This is a genomic window from uncultured Microbulbifer sp. (assembly GCF_947504145.1).
In the GTDB taxonomy this organism is placed as follows: Bacteria; Pseudomonadota; Gammaproteobacteria; order Pseudomonadales; family Cellvibrionaceae; genus Microbulbifer.
In genome coordinates this window covers 332,684-349,693 of record NZ_CANNGQ010000004.1, presented here as the reverse complement: position 1 = coordinate 349,693, position 17,010 = coordinate 332,684, and the positions used below count along the sequence as shown (strand labels likewise).

Below are 17,010 nucleotides of genomic sequence, written 5' to 3'. Positions count from 1 at the left end.
CGATGGAGCGCATTGGGGAATCGTTTGATCATTTAATTTCGCATGGATACTTTCACAAGATTACTCTCGGCCAATAGAGATTTGACAAAAACACCGCGCTCACCATTTACATCCAGGTCGAAATTCAATCGGAAACGGTTTCTCGCCAGCTCTCTGGTCTCCGTTACGCCCGTGTTCATATTGGTACGCTTCATCAATGCCGTGTTGCCTTCATGGGCAGTGTAGTACAGCCAGTCCCCCTGAACTTGCCAGCGGTTCGGTGAAGTAGAGGGTAAGTATGTGATCTTGTGAAGTTTTTCCTCGCCGCGAAATAGCCATGCAGTACGGTCGGTGTCGATCCGAATGGAACGGTTTTGGTCGATCTCTACCGCGCTGGAATACCCCAGTGTTATGGCTTCTTGGGTTCGGCCGTCAAGATGGAGGCGGTACAGAATCAGTGTCCCTTTTTCTGTTTTTGGGAATACCAAACTGTTCCCATCTTTTGACCAAATGGGGAATCCCGATAGATCAGCCCCGCCGGTAAGGTATTCCAGTTTTTCCTGGTCAATATCGAGCAGGAATACACGGCCATTCAGCAACCCCGAAAGGTAGTGTCCATCCGGACTCACTTGCAACGATCCTAATCTGGAATCCAGCGGCAATTCTTGGATTGTCTTCGCTGTACCGTTCGTAGACTGATGCATTATTGAAATGTGTGATCTTCCTAGAGATACAAAGAAAATTTCCTGCTGATTTTTAGAAAAAACAGGAAAATCTTCCGCGCCGGGCAGGTCCAGAACCTGGGAAGCCATAAGAGGGCGGGTCAGGAAGGGGTTGGGCTGCTCCTGAAGGTCGAGAAAGTTGCCATTGTGTTGACGCATAAACAGGCAGTGGTTGCCGCATAGGTAGAACACATCGTTGATGCCCTCTGCAGTACCGTCACGTATCGTTAGTCGGTTTTCCTTGAGGTCGAAGGTTTGAATGACGCCGGTGAAACTGGTGAGGGTAAGGCTGTGGTTGTCTGGGGCCCAGGCAAGTCGACTCGCCGGTCTCGATAGGATTCGTGCGTGAAGAAGACTGTTGGTGGCAATATCGAGCACGAGCAGTTCCAGCTTATCTTGTTCCACCTCGCGCAAGATAGCTAACATCTTTCCATCGATGGATTCGCGAGCGAAATAGTCACCGCGTCCACGTACACTCGGCGCAGTGATATCGAGCAGTTGACCCGAGTCTAGATTCAGCTTGGTGATCCCCGCCGGGCTAGCTGCTGTCGCACTGTCTTTAAAATACACGGCTCTTTCCGTGTTCGACCAGGCGGCGAGATAGCGCCTGGTGTCGTTATTTGGAAGAAGCCTTTTTGCATCGACAATACCTTTCTCCGGCTCAAATCGCGCAACATAGTGCTGCAATGAGTCACCAAGACTGCGCGAGTACACCAGCTCTTTCCCATCGGGCGACCAGAGTGTATTTGCGTAATCGGCTGGGTCCCAAGTCAGCCGCTGTACTTGCTGAGTATCGAGATCCTTTACATACAGTTGCAGAAAGTCATCTTTGTTGGCCCGGTGGGAAAAGATCAACCGGTTTGTTACCGGATTGAAATCCGGGCTGACTTCCGATCCACTCATTCGGGTCAGCGGTTCCACCAGGGGTGATTGTGTGTCTGATGAATCGTCACGGATCAAAACACTGAGGGTAATAATACAAAGGGCGATAGAACATACAGCAGCTGCGAGAACGAATTGCCAGCTGGGCCGTCGATCTGGCTCCACCACGTGCAGTTGGGGGGAGGTCTCCGCAATCAGCGAATATCCCTTTAAAGGTTCGGTGCGAATATAGGAGGGGTTCCTGGCGTCGTCTCCGAGTGCATCGCGCAACTTTCTGACCATCGCCCGCAGCGCATCGTCACTCACCACGCGCCCGGACCAAATATGGGCGCTGATGATGTCGCGGCTTACTGTTTCACCTGCATGGTCTGCCAACAGCGCCAGTAGTGTATTGACCTGTGGCTCGAGTTTTCTTTGCTCACTCCCGCGGCTTAATACACCGCGCCCATGGTCGTATAAAAAGTCGCCTATGTGATACGCCTTGTTCACCGGCCAAAACCCCAATTCTCTTATAAATCAAACAGTTATGATCATGTGAATACATGTGACTGTCGCCTGCAGGCGCCTGGTCACAGACATTCACAATGGTTCCTTTGTCGTCACAGCACCGCGCTCGTTACTTATTGGTTATTAAAACACAGTCACTGTGACCGGGGTGGCCCCGGCGTTTGTGGCTTTATATACCCTTAAGGAGGAACTGCTGAATGGCCTCAGTTTTCAGAGCGGCGCTAGCGCTAATGTTAATGATGCACTGTCATTTAGGTGCCGCAGTGTCGTCACCACCACAAGAGTACAGCCAACTGGCCGAAGAAGTAGACCGCATATTGCAGCAAACCCGAACCCCGGGTGCCGCCATTGCGCTGATCGAACCGGGCGGGTCCGTATGGCGTTACACCACCGGCTTTAAAAATATCGCACATAACGAGCCGGTCGATCCGAGCACTATTTTTCGTGTGGGCTCTGTGTCGAAAATATTCGTCAGCCTGGCGGTCATGAAGCTGGTTGCTGAGGGGGGGCTATCGCTGCAGGACCGTCTGGCCGAAGTCGCGCCAGAAGTTGAGTTTTACAATCCGTGGGAGGATCAACACCCGGTGCGTGTGGTTCATCTACTGAACCATACCAGTGGTTGGGATGCCCCCCACGCGCCAGAACTGGTAGCGCAGAGTGGTGAACCGCCGACTATTGCCGAAGTGCTGGCGCTGCATCCGCATTCGCGCGAGTCCCGTTGGATACCCGGAAGCCGCACTGCCTACAACAATACCGGGCCGCTGGTGGCCGCCTACCTGGTAGAGAAACTGACCGGAAAACGGTTTGAAAAATATGTGCAGGCGCATTTTTTTGATCCGTTGGGTATGACTGATAGCGGTTATTTCTTTGACGACCGGTACCGGTCGCACTCGGCGGATTTGTATCGTGGAAGTGAAAAGTTGTCATATTGGCATCTCCCCAATCGCGCCGCAGGGGGGATGCACAGCAGTCTGGATGACATGATCCAGCTGCTTGCCTTCCTGCAAAATCCTGATGGGGGCGAGATACCAAGCGTGCTTCCCGGCAAGTTCGTCCGGATGATGGAAGAGCCCAATGGGACGAGCGCTACAGATGCCGGGTTGCAGATCGGTTGGGGCTTTGGGCTTACGTCATTTCATCATGAGGGGGAGGTGTGGTATGGACACGAGGGCGCTCTGCCCGGAGCGCGGGCGCTGGTGGCGTATCAACCGAATAATAATGCTGGGCATGTGATACTGACCAATGGTGACAGTCCAGCGGCAGGGCAAATCCATAAATTGCTGGCAGAGCACCGCGCCACGCAACAGGAGGCGAGCCCGATTCCGGCATCAGATTACCGCGGCAAACCGGACTCCTCGCTGGCCGGTTTTTATCGCGTGATTAGCCCGGTGGCCGAGCGTTTTCGCATTGCCCATAGCCTGCTGCCCTGGAAGATATCCATCGCCGATTCAGGTGTTAAGTTGTCGCCGCTCGTGGGAGGGGCGTCGCGCAATCTTGCGGTGTCGGAGTCCGGTCAGTACCTGCAACCGTACTCGGGGCGGGTAGCTCTGGTGCAAGTGGATGATCCGCTCGTCGGTAAGGTCGTACATTACGGCCCTATGACGTTGCAGAAAACAAATGCAGTAATCGCATTGGTGCCGGCCGTACTGCTGGCGGTCTGGCTGGCTTCAATTGCTGTCGGGGTGTTTCAGCTACTGTTCTGGCTGGTCAGGAAGGTGTTCGGCGGAAGTCTGTCGAAGGCCGATGCGTGTATCCGTCGCTGGTCATTACTACCGTTGATCGGCATTTTGATGGCGGCTGCGGGTGCAGTGATGAACAGCCGCAGCAGTGAGCCTTATGCGTTATCTGTCACCGTCTCCATGTCCTCTATGCTGATATTTCTTGGCACACTGGTATTTCTAGCCGGTGCACTGGGGAGCCTGCACGTCTGGTATCGCCAACGTGGTGAGGCAACGGCTGGATTCTGGCATGGACACGCAACACTGCTGATTTTCCTGAACCTTGTGTTCGCTGTATACCTGCTCGGCTATGGGTTGATCGGGGTCCGATTGTGGGCATGAGTTAGACGGGTATAAGGGTGGTGTCGGGAAGGCTGGAGGCTGGCCGTGGTACAGTTGTGGATATCCGGCCCAAGTGCTATGAAAGTACGGCCAAAACTTCACGGAGAGCTCCAGTATGCCCGGTACGGCCCTTCTACCACGCTTGAACGTACGAGCGTTTCTATTTCTCACTCTAATTTTTTTCGCGCAATTGGCCAGCGCGAACACTCCCACAGAGCAACTGCAGTCGGTAATTGACGATCACTGGGCGTTCAGCTTACGGGAGAACCCGATTACCGCCAGTCGTATGGGGGAAAAGGGCTACAGCAATCGGTTGCCTGGTGTGTCGGAAAAAGACCGGGCGCGGCGTCTCAAGGCGATGAAGACCTTTGTCGCGCGACTGGATAAAATCGATGTGTCAGCGCTGAGTGAATCCGATCAGGTCAACCGGGATCTGCTGATGTGGGTTTTGAAGAACGATATCGAGAGCAACGAACTGTTTCTCGACCGGATACCCGTAAATACCTTTTACAGTTTCTGGAATGCCGCCCTCAGCGCCAGCAAGGGGCTGAGTATGCCCAAGGTTTCCGATTACGAAGCCTATATCGCCCGCATCGAGGATATCGGTCGCTACTTTGACGAGAATATCGCCAATATGCGCGTCGGTATCAAAGACGGCTTTGTTTTGCCGAAAATCGTGGTTGAAGGCGTGGCGCCTACAGTGCGCGCGCAGGTGAAAACGGATCCGACCGAGAGCAGCCTGTACGAACCCTTTGAGAATTTCCCGGAAACTTTTTCAGCAGCGGAGCGCCTACGCCTGCAGGCGGCAGGCAAGGCGGCGATCCAGGACGATGCGATCCCCGCGTTCGACCGTGTTGCCACCTTCCTCGAAGAAGATTATCTGACTTCCGCGACCGATTCCCTGGCCGCGCAGGACCTGCCCGGTGGCGAGGCCTACTACCGTCACGGTATCCAGACCTATGTGACCATCGCAATGGACCCGGATGAGATCCACAAAATTGGCCTTGCCGAGGTGAAGCGCATTCGTGCGGAAATGGACGCGCTGATCGAAAAGACCGGATTCGACGGCAACTTTGAAGCGTTTACCGAATTCCTCCGCACCGATCCCCAGTTCTACGCAAAAACGCCAAAAGATCTGCTGAAAGAAGCCTCGTATATCGCCAAGCGTATCGATTATCGCCTGCCGGAATTCTTCGGCAAACTGCCGCGACTCCCCTACGGCGTGGTGCCTGTTCCGGATGAAATCGCCCCCAACTACACTACCGCGTCCTACAACCCCGCGGCCATCGGTGGTACCCGCGGCGGCGCCTACTGGCTGAACACCCACGCCTTGGATCAGCGCCCCCTGTACGAACTGGTGGCCCTGACCCTGCACGAAGCCGTGCCCGGGCATCACCTGCAGGGCGCCCTGTCTCTGGAGCTGGAAAACGTGCCCAAGTTTCGCCGCAACCTGTATCTCAGTGCCTACGGCGAAGGCTGGGCCCTGTACACCGAGCGTCTCGGTGAAGAAATGGGTGTGTATGAAACCGACTTCCAGCGCTTTGGTCGCCTGAGCTATGAAATGTGGCGTGCCGCTCGCCTGGTAATTGATACCGGCATCCACTCCCAGGGCTGGACGCGCCAGCAGGCACTGGATTTTCTCTCGGACAATACATCCCTGTCGGAAGGTAACGTCCGTGCCGAAGTGGACCGTTACATTTCCTGGCCCGGACAGGCACTGTCTTACAAAATGGGCGAAATCAAAATTCGTGAGCTGCGCAAAAAAGCCGAAGAAGAGCTGGGCGATCAGTTTGATCTGCGTGCATTCCACGATGCCGTGCTCGCAAACGGTGCGTTGCCGATGTTAATGCTGGAGCAGCAACTGAATCGTTTTATCCTCCAGTACAAAAAATAAAATGCTTTTCCCGGCGCCTTTTGAACTTAGCAGGCGCCGGGAAAATTCAGCCTATCGAACCCCGATCTCGCTTTACCGCACTCCCATCCACCATATTTGACGCCCGTCTGTCTTGTGGCATGCATGTTGCTTTTCTACTGATAGTCCCACTGCCGGGATCAATGCTGGTACAGATTGCCCCGCTTCCGGGATGCTGCGCATCGCCGCAGTCAACTGTTAAAAAAGGAAGGGCACATGGCGAGCAATACCAAATCAGTGGCATACCTGTTGGCAATTTCCGGGGCGTTTACCGCCTATCCTGCGATCGCAGCGGAAGAACAATCTCAGGCTGGCGAAATGGAAGAGGTGGTGGTGCAGGCCAAGCGCACTTCCCAGGCGGACCTCGCAATTGGCGAAGATCAGGTCAGTAATACCGTAGGCGTCACCAGGGATGAACTGTTGTCCGCACCAGCGGGCATCTCCGGATTGAAAATGCTCGAAAGTCTCCCGGGGTTTAATGTGCAGACCGATGGTGCCCTGGGTTTATATGAATTTGGCAACTCGGTACAGGTGCGGGCATTCAGCCTGGCGCAGGTTGGTTTTGTGCTGGATGGCGTGCCTATGGGGCGCTCAGATGCCTTCGGGGGCAGCCCGATTTTCCGCTATGTAGACAACGAAAATCTGGCTTCGGTACTGGCCTCGCCCGGTGCCGGCGACGTATCGATGCCCAGTTATTCTTCGCTCGGCCCCATCGTCGCATACAGCTCCATGGATCCGGCGGACGAGATGGGCGGTGCCATCTCGATGACCGCCGGCGATGACAATCTGCTGCGAAGTTTCGTGCGTTTGGAAACCGGAAAAATCGGCGGATTTTCTGCGTATGTCAGCCGCTCGAAAACCGACAGCGATCTCTGGCGGGGACCCGGTTCCATTGACCGCGAACATATCGAGGGGAAAGCAAAATACGATTTTGATGAAGACACCTATGTGAAGGCCAGCTTTATCAGCAACGATTTCTATGATTATGATTCCCCATCCGGCACTGAAAGCACCTTCGATGCCGACTACTACTACGCGTATCTGAATGCGACGCCGGAGGGGTGCGACAATCCCATGCCCGGAGTCTATGACTTCAACGGTGATGGCAATATTGATGATCAGGATTTTACGCCGGTGAACACCGGAAGTAACTGTACCCAGTACTACGAAGACCGTATCAATATTCGCGACGACAAACTCTACTCCGTCTCTTTCGGCTCTGACCTTGCGACAGATGTCTATCTGAACGCTACCTGGTATTACGAAGATAAAGCCGGGTATGGCGTGTCACCAGACAGCTACGGCAACTCGCTGTCCATCTACGAACGCCAGACCGCGGCTGGTTTGGATGTGGTGCATCCCCGCGGCGTTCAGTACGGCTATTCCGGGGTTGGTGGTGAGCGGCAGGGTCTGGTTAGCGGCATTGAGTGGCAACTGGGTCAGCACCTGCTGGAATTCGGCGGCTGGTTCGAGGATGAAACCTACAATCGAACTCAGCTGCGTTACAACAAAACCGGCGGCAGCGCCGATGGCTCAGTGATCAGGGATGAAGTGGCTTACTACCGCCGGGACTACACAAGTACCCGCGAAACCGTACAGCTCTATGTGAAAGACACCATTACCCTGATGGACGATCGACTGAACGTCGAGGTGGGCGCAAAAGCACTCACGATTGATTACACCCTGAAGGGGTATCGGGATTACGCCGACTATGAGATCGACAGCATGCCGGGGTTTGGCCCCCAAACGGTTGGTGCGAAATACTCGGACAACTTCATGCCCATGCTCGGGGCGGTATACAACCTGAATGATACCGATCAGCTGTTTGGCTCCGTATCGGAAAATTTTGCTCTGCCGAAAGGTGCCGATGATATTTTCTCTGTAGCCACCAGTTTCGATGCACCGGCTCCGGAAGGCGAGACCGCAGAAAATATTGAAATCGGTGTCCGCACCAGCCGCTCCCAGTACAATGGCGCCGTGTCCATGTATTACACCAGTTTCGACAATCGCCTGGTGGCGGGCAACGTGCTGAACCCGGCGACTGGTGAGCCGGAAGCCTTCTATGTCAATGCCGGTGAAACCACGGCCTGGGGTGTGGAGCTGTCCGGTGTTTATATGCCATCACTGTTTAACGATTCGCTCTACTTCAATGCTAATCTAAGTTACAACAATGCGGAGTTGAGCGATGGGTTTGGAAGCAACCCCGGGGGTAGCACGCTGGCGGATAGTCCGGAGTGGCTGGTGACCGGCGGTGTGACCTGGGAGCCTTCCGACTGGGTGGTTGCCAACTTTTCGGTCAAATACACTGGTAAGCGTTACGCGGATTACGCGGAAATGTTTGAGATGGAGGATTACACCACGGCGAGTGCCTATGTGGATATCAGCGGTGAATCCGTCGGTCTTGAAAATGCCAGTTTGCGCCTGAATCTCGACAATGTATTCAATACCGAAGTGATGTCATTTGTCTATGCGGGCTCGCCGTATTACCGCCCGCTGAGCCCGCGCACTTTCCAGGGCACCGTTTCGTACAATTTCTGACGAACGTCACAAACGGAAAAACAACGGAAACCTTATGTATAAAAAAATCAATCTTGCGTTGTGTATAGCCGGTGTATTGCTCGCCGGCTGTACGCCGGATAACGACACATCGAAAGCCAGTAAAGCCGTCGACCTTCAACCGGATCCGGTGGCAAGCGCGCCGTTGGATACCGCCGGGTCTGCCGAACCGTCGGTTGACGATCTACACGCACTACACCAGCGCCTGCTCACTATGGATACTCATGTGGACCTGGATGTGAGTAACTTTACTGCCGAGCGCAATTACACCCAGACACTGCAAACACAGGTAGACCTTGGAAAATTGGAAGAAGGTGGTCTCGATGCGATCTGGTTCAGTGTCTACACCGGACAGGGCGAACTGAACGAGGCCGGGTATGCCGCAGCGCTGGAAAATGCCATCGCCAAATTCGAGGCGGTCCATCGCCTCACGGAAGAAATTGCCCCGCAGCGTATCGGGTTTGCCACCACTCCGGAAGAGGTAAACACGCTGATTGATCAAGGCAAGCTGGTTGCATTAATCGGTGTTGAAAATGCTTACCCACTGGGTACCGACCTCAGCCTGGTGCAGGATTTCTATGATCGCGGCGCGCGCTACATGTCGCTGGCACACAATGGCCACAGCCAGTTTGCCGACTCCAATACCGGTGAACGTGATGGTGTCTGGCTGCACAACGGCCTCAGCGATCTCGGGCGGGAGCTGGTACAGGAAATGAACCGGGTCGGCATCATCATCGACCTGTCGCACCCGTCCAAAACCGCCAATATGCAGACCTTGGCTCTCACCAAGGCACCGGTCATTGCGTCGCACTCTTCCGCGCGTACCATCAGTGACCACAGCCGCAACCTTGACGACGAAGAGCTGATGGCGATCAAGAAGAATGGCGGCGTAGTGCAGACAGTTGCCTTTGGGGCCTACGTCAACGGCAAAAAATACGATGCCTGGAAAGACAAGGCCTTCGCGGTCATGGCCAGGGAAGCGCACAAGACCGGTTTCAACCTGCTGGAATGGAAGGAGGTCGCGCAGCTGGACCACGATGCCCGCCACGAATATATGCACGGTTTTATGAAGCTGCGCGCGCAGGTTGCGCCACTGGTCGAGGCGGAAGTAGATCCGATAACCCCGCCGGTGAATGTGCAGGACTTTGTCGACCATATTGATTATCTGGTGCAGAAGATCGGTATCGAACATGTGGGGATCAGTTCCGATTTCGACGGCGGCGGTGGTGTTGCCGGTTGGAACGATGCTTCCGAGACCGCGGCGGTGACAGAAGAGCTGATAAAGCGCGATTACAGCGAAGACGAAATCGGTCTGTTGTGGAGCGGAAACCTGATGCGGGTCATGGGCGAAGTTCAGACCGTGGCGGATGCTCTGAACTCTCTCCCACCGGGCTAAAAGTCCGGCCATGCAACTGGCGCGTGGGCACCGAAAAGTGCTGCTATTGGATGGCGGCCGGCGACGCAACCGCTTTGCTGCACATGCGAACCGTTCGCTTATGTTTGAAGGCCTTTGACGAAGCAGTTATTTTCACAGTGGAAAAAACTAGTGCCTTCTATACGGATTGGATAAGTGCGTGCCCCAGGGCGGAAAAATAGCGGTGAAAGGTCGCGTTGATCCGCTCCCGCTGTACGCCATTGGGGTAGAGCCCCATCTTAGCCTCTTCCGTTGCCTTGGTGCCGGCCACCAAAAAATTATTGGAAATCCCGGCGTCCTGTACAAAGGCTTCAAATGCTCGCGCGCACATTTCTGCCGGTTCTGCGTAGTAAACGCAGCCATTGGCTTTATCTGCGATTTTTGAAACCCGAAATAATTCGCTGGGATTTTCTCCGCTTTCATCCAGCATGACGGCACGGAAACAGGCGAACAGCAGATCGTTGATCGGGTGGGGAATCGGGGTGGCGTCACGCAGCCAGGCTTCGGAGGCGAACATTCGCTCCGGCGCATCACTGAAGGCTTTGTCGCCGAGGTAGTGATCCAGGGCGTGGAACCATTCGTGCGCAATGGAGCCCGGGCCGGCATTTTTGGCCAGGGCGAAGGTGCGGCTGCCCGGCTCGTAGTGGGCGGAGATACCCGGGCGACCGCCGGTGCCGTACTGGAAGGCCAGGGTGCCGCGCAGAGAGATCAGCAGCTCGGGGCCCTGCAGAATGGCCATCAGGTCTACCAGGGCATCGTAAAACAATCCCGCCGCACGGGCCTTTTCCGCCTCGGTCACCCAGCGCCCGATCTTGATACCGCGAAAGTCGAAACGTTTGCGCACATCATTAAAGCCCACGGCGCTCGGTGCGCGCTGGTGGGGGCTGCGGCGGTAGAATTTTCGGTCTAATACCACGGTGATCGGGGGTTCCTAGTTGCTATTCCAGAACTGGTCGAGGGCGCTACTCAGTGTGTCGCCATTGTCGCAGATCTGCGGCTGCCAGTGTTGTGGGTAGAGGTCGCGGTAAAACGGATCGGTAAAACGACAGTCCGCGAGAATCACCACACCACGGTCGGTCTCGGTGCGGATCACCCGTCCGGCGGTCTGCAACACCCGGGTCAGGCCCGGGTAGCGATAGGCCGTGTCGAAGCCATTTTCGCCCTGTCGCTCGCAGGCTTCGCGCAGCAGTTCCTGTTCCTGATTGACTTGCGGCAGGCCCACGCCTACCACAATGGTCCCCACCAGCTGCTCGCCTACATAATCCACGCCCTCACCGAAGATGCCGCCCATAATCGCAAAGCCCAGACTGCGCCGATTTTCGCGGAAATGTGCGAGGAATTCTGTCCGCTGCTGATCGCTACTGCCTGCCAGTTGCTGTACCAGCGCCAGCTCGGGAAACTGCGCGGCAAAGTGTTCCGCCACCTGCTGCAAAAAACGATAGGAGGGAAAGAACACCAGATAATTGCCCGGGCGGCTGTGAAAAGTGCGCGCGATCATGTCCACCAGCGTATCGGTTGCGCGGTGGCGGGCGTGGTAGCGGGTATCAACGTAGGGGCATAGAAATACGCCCTGTTGATCCCTGTGGAAAGGGGAGGGCAGAGCCACGTAGGGAGAGTCCAGCGGGAATCCCAGTTGCCGGTAGACGAAATTTTGCGGCCGCAGGGTGGCGGAAAAGGCGATCACCCCGTGGAACGATTGGTAGGCCTGTTGTAAGTATTCTGCCGCGTTCATGCATAGCAGCTCAACCTGCTGTTCCCGGATGCGGCCGTCGGGATCTGAGGCGGTGTGCGCGCGGGTAATGCAGCGGTGATGATCGGCGGCGAGCTGCTCAATAGCCTGGTAGCGAAACAGGGATCGGAGCCAGTCACTGATGGCCTCTGGTGGCGATTGCGATTGCTCCCACAATTGATTGACCACCGTCAGTACTTTTTGTACCGCGTTGCTGAGCGGCACGGGGGCAGTATTCTCGTGAGGTGCTATCCACAACTCGGTATTGCGCGTTTGCCCAAGATTCGGCTGCTCTGATGCGCGCTGTTGAGCCACCCATTTATCCAGGCCGCGCACCAGAGACTGGATTGCACGGCGCAGCGTTGGGTGGGCGCCCTTGCATGCCGCGGCGGCGCGCCGGGCGTCGCTGCGGGTGAGCTTCGCGCTGTGCATGGCGCGTGCGCGGTCGCTCAGGTTGTGAGCCTCGTCGATCAACAGGGCACGTTGCCGCGGTGCTTGCCGGAGACTGTGCATCTGCACCAGCGGATCGAATACGTAATTGAAGTCGCATACCACCAGGTCGGCCCAGGGCAGCATCTGTAGTGACAACTCGAACGGACACAGCTGCAACCGGTCTGCTTCCCTGGCAATGGTTTCTGGTGTCAGCAGCGGTTGACCGAGTAGTGCGCGGCGCGCTTCTGGCAGGCGGTCGAAAAAGCCCCGGGTGCGCGGGCAGATGCCCTCTTCATCGCGGCTGCACAGGCCGAGGCTACAGGCACAGGTTTTTTCCCGTGCCTGTAATTCCAGAAGTGAGAGGGTGAGCCCCTGTGACTGCAGCTTCGCAGTGGTCTCGCGTACCACCTGACGGCCGGAATTTTTTGCAGTGAGATATACCAGTTGATCGAGGGACGTTTCCCCCACTGCCTTGATCGCCGGGAACAGGGTACTGATGGTTTTGCCGATACCGGTGGGTGCCTCCACCACCAGCTCGCCACCATCGCGCAAGCAGCGATAGGCGGCAATGGCGAGATCGCGCTGCCCGGCACGGTATGTGGAAAATGGGAATGACAGCGCGCGGGCAGAATGGCGCACAGTATTCCGGTGTGCCTGCCAGTGGCGGTGCCATTGCAGGTATTCGCGGAGTGCGGTTCGGGCAAAAGTTTCCAGTTCCGCCCAGCGAAACTCCTGTAATTCCGGCGTGGTTTTCCGCTCTTTGATATTGTGCCAGAGCATCTGCAGAGCGAGAGAATCGTCCGCGTGATACTCGTGCTCGAGTCCATAGCAGAAGCCGTAGATTTTCAGTTGTGCCCAGTGCAACTCCCGTGTGGCCTCGGGCAGTTTTTGCGGTGATTGATAAGTGGTTTTGATCTCATCCAGCTGCACCGGGCTGTGCAGATCGGGTTGGGGGTGCAGGATATCAACGCGGCCGCGGAGGGTGACCAGATAACCCTCCTGCTCGATGATTACCTGCAGAGCGTATTCCGCTTCGCTGCCTTTGGGGCGCTTTTTTTGCAGTTTTTGATGCGCGCGAATACCTTCAAGCGCGGTGGGGCCACCGCCGCTGATGCCGGAAAGATCGCCACCGCGGCAGGCAAAATCCACCAGATCGCCGACGGAAACCTGTAGTGCCGGTCGCGAGGGCGTATCGCTCAAGGCTGGTTTTCCTCCGCTCAAGGCTGCCACTCCACATGCAGTACCCGGTGTGGGATCGTGTGCTCAGCGAAATAGGCCAGCCAGCGCTGTTGGTTTTGCTGCAGCCGATCGCCGGGACCTTTCACTTCCACCAGTTCAAAACCGCCGCCAGCCGGGAACAGAATCAGATCCGGTAGCCCGCTGCGGTGGTGGGCGATATCGCTCAACAGTCGGCGGAACAGGGCTCGCCAGTGATTCGTGGAAACGCGCTCCAGTGCCAGTGACAACAGCGGTTCCGGCAGGGCATCCCAATGGACCAGCGGATTGGCAATGCCCTGTTTATCCCGGTAGCACTGCCACACCCGGGTGTGGAACACGTCTGTGTCCATCGCTGCCAGCCGCCGCTCAAATGCCCCGCGGCGCTGGGAAAAGAAATCGGGTGTGCGGAAATCGCTCGGGGCCGTCTGAAACGGATTGAAGAAGGCGCCTGGAATCGGCGCAAACAAAATGTCCCAGACAAAAAGGCCGAGTACGCCATTGAACAGGCTGTTTTCCACATAAAAGCACTGATTACCCGGCGCCTGCTGGGCCAGATAGTGTGCCGCGATGGTTTCGACCCGCTCCGCAGCCTGGGTTAATGCCACCGTCTGGGTGGGTGGCTTGTGGCGGTCCGGTGCGGCCCAGCCCTCTGTAGTGCCGGCTTTTTTCGCGGTGCGGTAGCCAAAGCCCTCGGCGAACGAGCGTTCGGCCTCGTGGTGTGGCGCGGTGAGAATCTCTGAGCACAGTGCTAGCGCGGCTGTGGTATCCCCGTTTGCCACTGCAATCCGGGCTCGCCGTTCCCGCGCCGGCGGGCGGGTGCACCGAGCATAAAGCTGGTCGGCCTCCACCAGTGCGCCGAGCCGTTCCAGTTGTCGCGCCAGCGTCAGACGCAGGCGATCCAGGCGTCGGTGCAGGGTGTTGTCGCTGTCGATACCCGCGGGCAAGGCGCTGGCAAGGGCAACAATGTCGTCTGCGCTGGCCACCAGAGCGGACTCGGCCTCGCGCAAACATTCGTAGTAGCGCAGGTATTGCTCGATCTGCGCGCGGCTGTAGAAGGGCAGCTGATCCTGCTCCAGAGGGTATTGTTCATAGCGAAACAGCCCCAGATCCCGCAGGACAAAGTCGGTCAGATCCTGATTCAGGTTGCCAAAAAACAGTAGCTTGAAGGTCTCGAAGTGCTCCGCAGACTGCACCGCGAGCAGCGGTTCATCGCGTTCAAGGCTGCGGCGAATCTGGGTGCGGTCTTGCTCCAGCAGGGCCTGCTCCAGCGCGGGGCGATTCAGAGATCGGGGCTGTGGCTCGGGGCTGTTGGCGAAGAGTTCGCTTTTGGTAAACAGCGGCAGGATCTCTGGCAGTGGGAGGTCCGGGTTGCGCTGCAGCAAGCCGACCGTCACCAGCCGCTCCACCGCAAACGGCAGCTTTGCAATTTCTCCGTAGTCGAGTTTGTGCTGGCGAAACAGCGCACCACAAGACGATGGAACCCCCTTGCGGGATAGCAGTCGCACATACAGGCGCTGGCTGTCGGCATCGAGCCCGTGAAAGCGGTCGTAGAACAGCCGCTCCCCATCGGACAGCAGGTCAGCATAGCGGGCCACCACGAAGCCCAGCAGCGCGTGGAAGTTGCTGAGGTAGTAATCCGGAGCCAGTTCAATGGGGTCGGTCATGAAGGGATCAGGCGCTAGCGGGGAAGTTGCGATGGGCTGAAAAAATACTCGATGCTGTATGGTTATACAGCATCTGGCTCGCGCGAACAAACCGGTGTGCGACTGCAGAGCCACCGGAGCGGGTAAACGCTTGGACCTGTTGTGAAATGCCTGATAATGTCAAAACAACAATGTGAGAGAGGGATCTTCATGCCTATTCGGTTCACCAAGCCAATACTGGTTGCGAGCACCCTGGTGCTTGCGCTTGCCGCCTGTACCTCTACGGATACGGATGACTCTGCGAATCAGTCTGTGGTAGTCGCCAGCGGGTCAGTGGAAGAAGTGATGGTCACTAGCACGCGCATGCGACATGCTAAGTCGGCGGATTACGTGGTCCAACAGAGCCCTGTGCCGGCGATTGCTCCGGCCCCCCAAGAAGAAAAATACCAGAAACTGGAGCCGCGCCAGGTAAAGCTGGTCCGGGAAGAGCCAGTTTCCACGTTCGCGCTTGACGTGGACACCGGAGGTTACAGCAATGTACGGCGTTTCCTGACGGCCGGACAACTGCCGCCCAAAGATGCCGTTCGCCTGGAAGAGCTGATCAACTACTTCAACTACGATTTTGCCGGAAGCGATACGACACCGGCGAGCGACGACGATTTTGCTGTGCACTTCGATCTTTCTCGCGCTCCTTGGGATACCGGGCGCGCACTCTTCTCCATCGGTGTGAAAGCGCGTGAACTGCCGATGGAAGAAGTGCCGCCGGTCAACCTGGTTTTTCTGATCGACACCTCCGGCTCTATGGCCCAGCAGAATAAGTTGCCGCTGTTGCAGCAGGCCTACCGGCTCCTGGTGAAACAATTGCGTGCGGAGGACTCCGTTAGCATTGTCACTTATGCCGGCAGTGCCGGGCTGGTACTGGAGCCAACCTCTGGCGATCAGAAAACAAAAATTCTGCAGGCAATTGACCGTCTCCAGTCTGGCGGTTCCACCAACGGCGCTGGCGGGATTGAGTTAGCATATTCCGTGGCACAGCAGGCCCTCAAAAAAAATGGGGTTAACCGTATCCTCCTGGCTACCGACGGCGATTTCAATGTAGGGATCAGTGACGTGGATTTGCTCAAGCAGCGTATTGAACGTGGCCGCAAGAGCGGGGTGCAGTTCAGCGCGCTGGGCTTTGGTATGGGTAATTATCGGGAAGAGATGGTCGAGCAGCTCACTAATGTGGGCGACGGCAGTTACGCGTATATCGATACCATCTTTGAAGCCAACCGCGTACTGGTGGAGCAGCTATCCGGCACGCTTTTTACCGTCGCGAAAGATGCCAAAGTACAGGTTGAGTTTAACCCGGCGCGAGTAACCGAATATCGTCTGCTCGGTTATGAAAACCGTCGCCTCAATCGGGAAGACTTCAACAACGATGCCAAAGATTCCGGGGATATCGGAGCTGGTCACTCGGTAGTAGCCCTCTATGAACTAACCCTGGCAGGTGATACCCCGCAGGTGGATCCGCTGCGGTATGGGGCAGAGAACGAATCCAGTACATCAATCCTTAAAAGCAACGAGCTGGCCACGGTAAAAGTGCGCTATAAAAAACCGGGCGAAGTGGACAGCACCCTAAAACAATGGAATCTGGCCCCGCAGCTGAAGCCGCTGCAAGAGACCCAGAAAGATCTGCAGTTTGCCACCGCTGTTGCCGGGTTTGGTCTGTTACTACGCAGTGAGCCACTGAGTGAGTTTGACTACGACGATGTAGCCGCGTTGGCACAACTGGCCCGTGGCCAAGACCTGAGTGGCGATCGCGCCGAGTTTTTGCGCCTGGTAAAAACTGCCGGTGCGCTTGCCACTGCGCAACCCTCATCCACAACCGCACGGCCGGAATAGTCGATACTGGCCATCACCACTTCTTCCCGATAGGCTGCTCCTCTTTATCGACCGGATACCCTACGGTAGAGG

The 17,010-nt window shown here is 56.5% G+C and carries 9 protein-coding genes; 5 read left to right on the top strand and 4 right to left on the bottom strand.

Annotated elements, in window-relative coordinates; translation table 11 throughout:
- Positions 1-32: 32 nt before the first annotated feature.
- Positions 33-2,072 (bottom strand): winged helix-turn-helix domain-containing protein, encoded by a 2,040-nt coding sequence (locus Q1A74_RS14765; protein ID WP_299597832.1) that lies wholly within the window; start codon positions 2,070-2,072, stop codon positions 33-35.
- 215 nt (positions 2,073-2,287) lie between these two features.
- On the opposite strand from Q1A74_RS14765, the gene Q1A74_RS14760 reads away from it, so the two are divergent.
- The 4 genes from Q1A74_RS14760 (at position 2,288) to Q1A74_RS14745 (ending at position 10,014) form a co-directional block, all read left to right on the top strand.
- Positions 2,288-4,150: a serine hydrolase gene (locus tag Q1A74_RS14760; protein ID WP_299597829.1), complete on the top strand. Its 1,863-nt coding sequence runs from the start codon at positions 2,288-2,290 to the stop codon at positions 4,148-4,150.
- Between the two features lie 115 nt (positions 4,151-4,265).
- Positions 4,266-6,044, top strand: coding sequence for a DUF885 family protein (locus Q1A74_RS14755; RefSeq protein WP_299597826.1), 1,779 nt, complete (start codon positions 4,266-4,268; stop codon positions 6,042-6,044).
- A 234-nt stretch (positions 6,045-6,278) separates the two neighbouring features.
- On the top strand, positions 6,279-8,600 hold the full coding sequence (locus tag Q1A74_RS14750) for a TonB-dependent receptor (protein ID WP_299597823.1): 2,322 nt from the start codon (positions 6,279-6,281) through the stop codon (positions 8,598-8,600).
- Between the two features lie 34 nt (positions 8,601-8,634).
- Complete coding sequence (locus Q1A74_RS14745; RefSeq protein ID WP_299597820.1) at positions 8,635-10,014, top strand: membrane dipeptidase; 1,380 nt, start codon at positions 8,635-8,637, stop codon at positions 10,012-10,014.
- Positions 10,015-10,171: 157 nt separating this feature from the next.
- Here the strand turns inward: Q1A74_RS14745 and Q1A74_RS14740 are convergent, their stop codons facing one another.
- The 3 genes from Q1A74_RS14740 to Q1A74_RS14730 are packed head-to-tail and all read right to left on the bottom strand — an operon-like array spanning position 10,172 to position 15,075.
- Positions 10,172-10,948 carry a CLCA_X family protein gene (locus Q1A74_RS14740; RefSeq protein ID WP_299597817.1) on the bottom strand — a complete coding sequence of 259 codons (777 nt, stop codon included), beginning with the start codon at positions 10,946-10,948 and terminating at the stop codon, positions 10,172-10,174.
- 15 nt (positions 10,949-10,963) lie between these two features.
- A complete protein-coding gene (locus tag Q1A74_RS14735; protein ID WP_299597814.1) occupies positions 10,964-13,393 on the bottom strand; it encodes an ATP-dependent DNA helicase in 2,430 nt (809 codons plus the stop codon).
- Positions 13,394-13,410: 17 nt separating this feature from the next.
- Positions 13,411-15,075, bottom strand: coding sequence for a VRR-NUC domain-containing protein (locus Q1A74_RS14730; protein WP_299597810.1), 1,665 nt, complete (start codon positions 15,073-15,075; stop codon positions 13,411-13,413).
- A 189-nt stretch (positions 15,076-15,264) separates the two neighbouring features.
- On the opposite strand from Q1A74_RS14730, the gene Q1A74_RS14725 reads away from it, so the two are divergent.
- On the top strand, positions 15,265-16,938 hold the full coding sequence (locus tag Q1A74_RS14725) for a VWA domain-containing protein (protein ID WP_299597807.1): 1,674 nt from the start codon (positions 15,265-15,267) through the stop codon (positions 16,936-16,938).
- Positions 16,939-17,010: the final 72 nt, after the last annotated feature.